Annotated in this window: 3 protein-coding genes and 3 pseudogenes; 3 read left to right on the top strand and 3 right to left on the bottom strand. The window is 37.3% G+C overall.

Going from position 1 to position 6,083, the window contains the following annotated elements; genetic code table 11:
- A partial coding sequence (locus AC3DU7_RS22245) for an RNA-guided endonuclease InsQ/TnpB family protein (RefSeq protein ID WP_488041487.1) occupies nucleotides 1-660 on the bottom strand: 660 nt, incomplete at its 3' end.
- A gap of 109 nt (nucleotides 661-769) precedes the next feature.
- Nucleotides 770-925 (bottom strand): annotated as a pseudogene (locus tag AC3DU7_RS22250) (PD-(D/E)XK nuclease family transposase); the annotation flags it as partial.
- A gap of 776 nt (nucleotides 926-1,701) precedes the next feature.
- Between AC3DU7_RS22250 and AC3DU7_RS22255 the strand changes: the two are divergent.
- The 3 genes and pseudogenes from AC3DU7_RS22255 to AC3DU7_RS22265 all read left to right on the top strand — a co-directional run bounded on the left by AC3DU7_RS22255 (nucleotide 1,702) and on the right by AC3DU7_RS22265 (nucleotide 5,528).
- Nucleotides 1,702-3,543 carry a nidogen-like domain-containing protein gene (locus AC3DU7_RS22255; protein WP_488041488.1) on the top strand — a complete coding sequence of 614 codons (1,842 nt, stop codon included), beginning with the start codon at nucleotides 1,702-1,704 and terminating at the stop codon, nucleotides 3,541-3,543.
- 94 nt (nucleotides 3,544-3,637) lie between these two features.
- Nucleotides 3,638-4,150: a hypothetical protein gene (locus tag AC3DU7_RS22260; RefSeq protein ID WP_488041489.1), complete on the top strand. Its 513-nt coding sequence runs from the start codon at nucleotides 3,638-3,640 to the stop codon at nucleotides 4,148-4,150.
- 89 nt (nucleotides 4,151-4,239) lie between these two features.
- A pseudogene (locus AC3DU7_RS22265) lies at nucleotides 4,240-5,528 on the top strand (IS701 family transposase).
- A 130-nt stretch (nucleotides 5,529-5,658) separates the two neighbouring features.
- Here the strand turns inward: AC3DU7_RS22265 and AC3DU7_RS22270 are convergent.
- Nucleotides 5,659-6,083: pseudogene (locus tag AC3DU7_RS22270) on the bottom strand (squalene--hopene cyclase); the annotation flags it as partial.

A 6,083-nucleotide genomic window follows, 5' to 3' on the forward strand; every position in this document is an offset into this window, starting at 1 on the left:
TAGAACATACAATACCCATTTTGTCAACCTCCTTAATTGATGACACGCCCTAGGATTAGGTACTTTTTTTCCATCACTGGTAGTTAATAAGCTAGTGATTCCTAAGTCAATGCCTATCTGTTTATTAGCTGGCTTGAGAGTTAAATCTCTTGTATCATTAATTCTCAAAGATACAGACCATCTACCAGAGGGGTCAAGCTTTACTGTAATTGTACTTGGTACACAGTTTCGTGGTAGTTGCCTACTCCATCGGATAGGTAATGGTTCTGCACATTTGGCTAGATAGACTTGACCATCTTTCCACTTGAAAGCAGACTTTGTAAACTCTGCACTACCACCATTCCGCTTTTTCTTAAAGTTGGGGTACTTAGCGCGTCCACTAAAAAAGTTCTTGAAGGCAGTCTGTAGATGCCTCAAACCTTGCTGTAATGGTACGCAGCTTACTTCAGTGAGAAAATCTAAGTTGTCTTGTTTCTTCCAGGAGGTAAGCATAGCTGAGGTTTGAGCGTACCCTACTCGTTCTTGTTTCTCATGCCAAGCTTGGGTTCTCGCTGCTAAAGCTTTGTTATAGATTAAGCGTACACAACCCAATGTCCTCCGTAACAAGTTTTCCTGTTCTGGGGTAGGGTAAAACCTAAATTTGTACGCTTTCTCAACCATATACGGTTTAGTTATTACTTACCAATCAGTTATATTTTAACATAGCAAGTGTGAAACATCAAGATTGATTGGTTTTCGCGGACGACATAAGTCTCCTTATAATGATATGACCTGGGTTATAAGGATTGACAATTGTCAAAGATTCAATAACTTTCTCCCCTTCATAAATAATCGCATTGAGAAAGCTAATTAAAATCTCTTTGCTTTGTTCTAAACTAAATATTTTTTTAAAGGCATAATCAACTTTAGGGTTAATAAATTTCATAATACTTTTGATACAGTTAATCTTATAAGTTATGGAAAATATTGTAGCTATAGAAGGCCAAAGTCGGTATAGTATAGAAATTTTCACAAAAAAATAAGTTCAAAATAGCATCAAAAGCTTATACGGTAACGATTTGACATCGAATCAGGACGTTTGTTGATATATCTAGGTGTGAGCCATTCTTGGCTAGTTAGTGTATTTCCCTTGCCCATATTGGGTTTGAAGCCATTTTACCTATAAAAAATATCAAAGTACCGTTAGAGTAGTTGCTGAGTTTTGTGAAGATTAGATGAAGACAAATCTATCTCATCTCTGGAAATCTACTATAAGTTGTACTGATTAATCTAACGTATTTCCGTAATTACACGGTTTTTACTTCTTACATATCAAATCTCCTGTCAGATTCCACATATAAATAGTTTGAAATCGTGATTATATCTTGATTTTTGATTGATAAATAGTGAGGGATATTGGCATAATTGCTTAATATAAATTAACATTGTTTGATGATTAAAATTATGGTGATAGATGATATTGGTATTAAATATAAAATTTCTCAAATATTTGTATAGACCTAATTTTGTTATTTTGCTACTTAGTATAATTTGGTAAAATTTTAATTGTCTTATCTGGATTTTAGAAATATTTGAAAAACTAATGTATTTACATATATTTACTATATAAAGATTCAGTAAAGATGTTGATTTGCTGTTGTTTTATTTTTTGGCTATCTCTATTCTGTCAATAATAATGTTAAATTTATACAGAGATAATAAATGAAACACTCATCGATCAAATCCCTAGCAACAACTGCTGCATTCTTTGGGTTTCTATCGTGGAGTTCACCTGCTATATCGGAACCTTTAGTAGTTGGAATCATGGAGGGTTACTCTCTATGGCAAGGTCAAGGAAATACTATTGGTATAAATAGTCTGAATTCCGATCTAAGAAATCTATTAGTAGGTGAAAATTACTACTCAAGAGTTTTCGAGTGGGATGATGTTGATGAAGCAACAAACTACTTTAATTTGTTTGATTCTTCAACAAACTATCTAATTGGATATAGCCGTGGAGGTTATCAAGCTTTGCGCGTTGCTAATGAGTTGGATCAAGATAATGTTTCTATTGAACGTCTCATTCAGTTAGACCCTGTTAGATGTGGAGGAACAGGAATTTATGCAGCAGATAACGTATTGAACTGTAGACTATCAAATCCCTTTCAACCTATTTCTTCCATTTTTTCTTCCGGTCCGCAGATTGTTCCCGATAATGTGGTCAGCGCAACAAACTATTTTCAGACAGGGGGCGGTATATCCGGTGAAACCAATGTTATAGGTGCAAATAATATCAGCGTTAATACACTACTTGGCGATCCGTCCATAAATCACAGCACTATAGACGACGATGCCCGTTTGCGTCAGATCATCTTAAATGACGTAGCTAGCCGAACAGATAATAATACTCTAATGACTGGGCTAGGTGGACCAGCAGATTTGGGGACACTTGCTATGACTCGTAATGATGATGGTAGCACTGACGCAATCCAACTGCCTTTTGAAATTAATCTCAATGGTAACAACTACAGTACAATTTATATAAATAACAATGGCAATATTACCTTTGGTGGACCATACGGAGAATTTACTCCATCTGGTTTTAGTGGCCTTCCGGTGGAAATGATTGCTCCATACTGGGGAGACGTGGATACGAGATGCTCAAACTGTGGAGAAGTCTACTTGGGCGTTCCAACCTCTGATGTTGCAGTAATTACATGGAATAATGTCGGATATTACGATTCCAATCCTTCCAAGAAGAATACTTTCCAGTTGATACTTCGGGATCGGAACGATCTTACTGGTTCTAATACCGATGTTGAGTTTCGCTATGGAAATCTTGAATGGACTACAGGAGATGCTAGCGAAGGAGAAAATGGCCTTGGAGGTCAACCCGCCTTTGCAGGATATACTGGTGGTGCAGTTGGTGCTTCACAAACCCTTTTAGGCTCCGGTACTTCCAACGTTTTGACACTAAATCAGCGTTCAAATATCAACAAGCCTGGACGATGGTACTTTCCTTTTCGTGATGGAGCTGCCCCTGGAACTACTAGAGAGAATCCATTGCTCCCTGATGTCCAAGAAGATGGATGGCATTTCCAGTATACAACTACTCAAGTTGAGGAAATTGTTTGGAGCGATCCCGAGGTAGTTTTTGGATATGATTATTCTGTAGAGAATGATATTAACTTCAGAAGCTTTATATTGCCAGTTCTTGGAGATAATTCTTATGAACTATGGTTAGGTGATGCATCAAATCCTGTATACATAGCAGATATCATCGGCGGTTCAGAATATTTCTTCTCTGACCTCGGTTTTGACTCAGGAGTTGATTTCTTCCGAATACAGGATGTAGATTTGGACTTAGGGATTGACCCTAATGATGTCACTGCATTTGTTACAGGATTGACATTCATGGAAGCAGGACAGCTACAGTGGGTGCAAAGTCCATTATCTATTGATACTGATCAACCTACACCTGTTAACGAGCCGAAAATATCGGCTGTGCTACTATTTATTGTAGGTACTGCTTTAGCAAGAATAAAGCGCAAATCAATCTCATAGGTAGCGAACATATAAACTTATAAGGATAACAATATTTACGAAATTTACGAAATACTTAATTGGGATAGTGTTCTCCCTCATACTTCCTTTGGTAATGGCTATTGCATCTTTGCCAGAAGACATAAATTACGATAGTCTTAACGAGAAGTGGCAAAAGAAGGCACTTTTACAAGACCCATTGAGAGACCCCCGCTCCGATAGCGATCAGCTTCGTCCTGTTCTAAATTATGATTGTGAAATTATCCAAATTCATAGCTTTGCTCAGGAACACAAAGAATTATTGGTTGGAGAAGGATGGCAATTAGTTGGGGGAGTAGTTGATGTTTTCACCCAAAATAATTCTCGGTATATTCTCTATGGCAGGAGAAACTTACGTTATGAAACTGGTTTGTGGAATAACGTACTGAATGTCGATCAGTCATTTGAGGACTTTTTAGTTGTTAAGTTTGAAAATAATCAAGCAGAAGTATTGATAAATAAACGATTGATTTCTACTACAGCACAGATTCTCATTGGCATTCGTCAGACTGAGGATGCTAGTGGGTTTGAAGTAATTCAAAACTCACCTTCAGGTCAATGGCAGATTATCTGGTCATACCAATTCTAACGGGACTTTAGTGAAAAAATAGTAAAAAAAAGGGTATGATATATATATGATATGTATTTTACGTTAATTACTGGCCGGGGTAAAGTCTGATGAAAGAAACAACTTCAGTGGCCATGCCTCCTTGTTTCCATCGATGGTGCGATCGCTTTAACAATGTATTTAAAACAAAAGCTCAAAAAATAGGGTTTAGAGACTATATAGGAGGATTATTAGGAGAAAGTGAGAGGAAAAATCTGTCTCAAATTACCAACAACACCGTAGGTCACACGTACCACAAATTACGGCATTTCTTAGTTCGAGCAAATTGGTCTCTAGATGCTGTAAACGAGCGTCGTCTGCAAGTGATGTGGGAGTGCCGTCAAACAAAACCTTCTCGTTCATTTGCTTTAATTATAGACGATTCAGGCCACAGAAAAAGTGGTAATTTTACTGCAGGAGTAGGGCGGCAATATATAGGAGAAATAGGAAAAACAGATAATGGTGTAGTTGTGGTTACCACTCATCTTTATGATGGAGTAAAAAGCCTACCTTTAGATATAGCTTTATATAAAAAAGCGGATTCTTTACCTTTAGGAAAAAAAGACCCAGAATTTGTTAAGAAACCAGACTTAGCAATGTCTCTAATTGACCAATGTTTGTCTAGAGGACATCAACCAGAAATTGTGTTAATTGATGGGGGATATGGTAACAATACATCATTCCTGAAGCAACTAGAAAAAAGAAATTTAACTTATATAGGAGGATTAGCTAAAAATCGTTTGCGCAGCATTCCGTAGGAAAAAGTAATCATCAAAAAACAAGATCATATTAAAGAGGAAATTAGATTAGACCAGCTAGCTGAAAGTATATCCCCACAAGCCTTTAACTTAGTTCAAGTAAGCACAAAAAAGAAAGAAGAAGTTTGGGTTGCCACATTAGAGGTGCAACTATCTAGGATGTCAGGTCAAAAAACTATAGCTATCGTATCGGTATGCTAAAAATTTTTCTGATGCCACTGATATTAACTATTATATCACTAATATCGAACACAAATATATAACTCCAGAGTGGATATATTCTACTTATTCTAAGAGAAATTGGGTCGAAGTTTTCTACAGGGAAGCCAAGGGGTGGTTAGGGCTAAGAGAATATCAAGTCAGAGATAAAATCAGCTTAAAAAGGCATTTTATTTTAGTCTGATCGTGCTGATACATTTATTATCTGGCATCAGTTAACTGGAGGTATAAGAAGGCGTTGGGCTAACAAACCATTAAACACCTTTGCTGATACTTTAGAAGCATTTCGTACAGCAATATCTTATCGTTTTGTTGAGTGGTTAGATGAAAACATCGACGTATTTACCGCTCATAAAGAGAGTTTGGGGTTTGTTTGGGCTTGAAATTTGCTAAAGTCCCGCTAAAACATATGGGAGCCAAGAAATTGCCGTTTTTTAATGACTGCCTTGGAGGTTTTTGAACTATACTCCATCTTTCTTCCACTATAATATATGTATTCAAGTGAACATGATATCAATCTTTGAGTAAATTCTCATACTTCCCCAAAGCCATCAAAGGAAAATATTGCGGATAAAAATTATATTTAATATAAAAATGACAGGGAAACCCAGTACCAGTAAACTCCGACTCCGCCCAACTCCCATCATCTTTCTGAGTAGAAACCAAAAAATCTACCCCCCTATTAATAGCCTCCCTCGCAAAATTACCAGTCGCCTCCCCCGCAGCTAATAACCCTATCAACGCCCAAGCAGTTTGAGAAGCTGTACTTTTTCCTTTCCCTTTCAACGACGGATCGTTATAACTCCGACAACTCTCACCCCATCCCCCATCCGAATTTTGACAACCAACCAACCAACTCGCCCCCCTCTCAATAAAACCTCCATGACTTTCCCCTGCCACAACAGCCAAAGCCGAAATTACTCCACTCGTACCATATA

It is taken from the genome of Okeania sp., assembly GCF_983059655.1.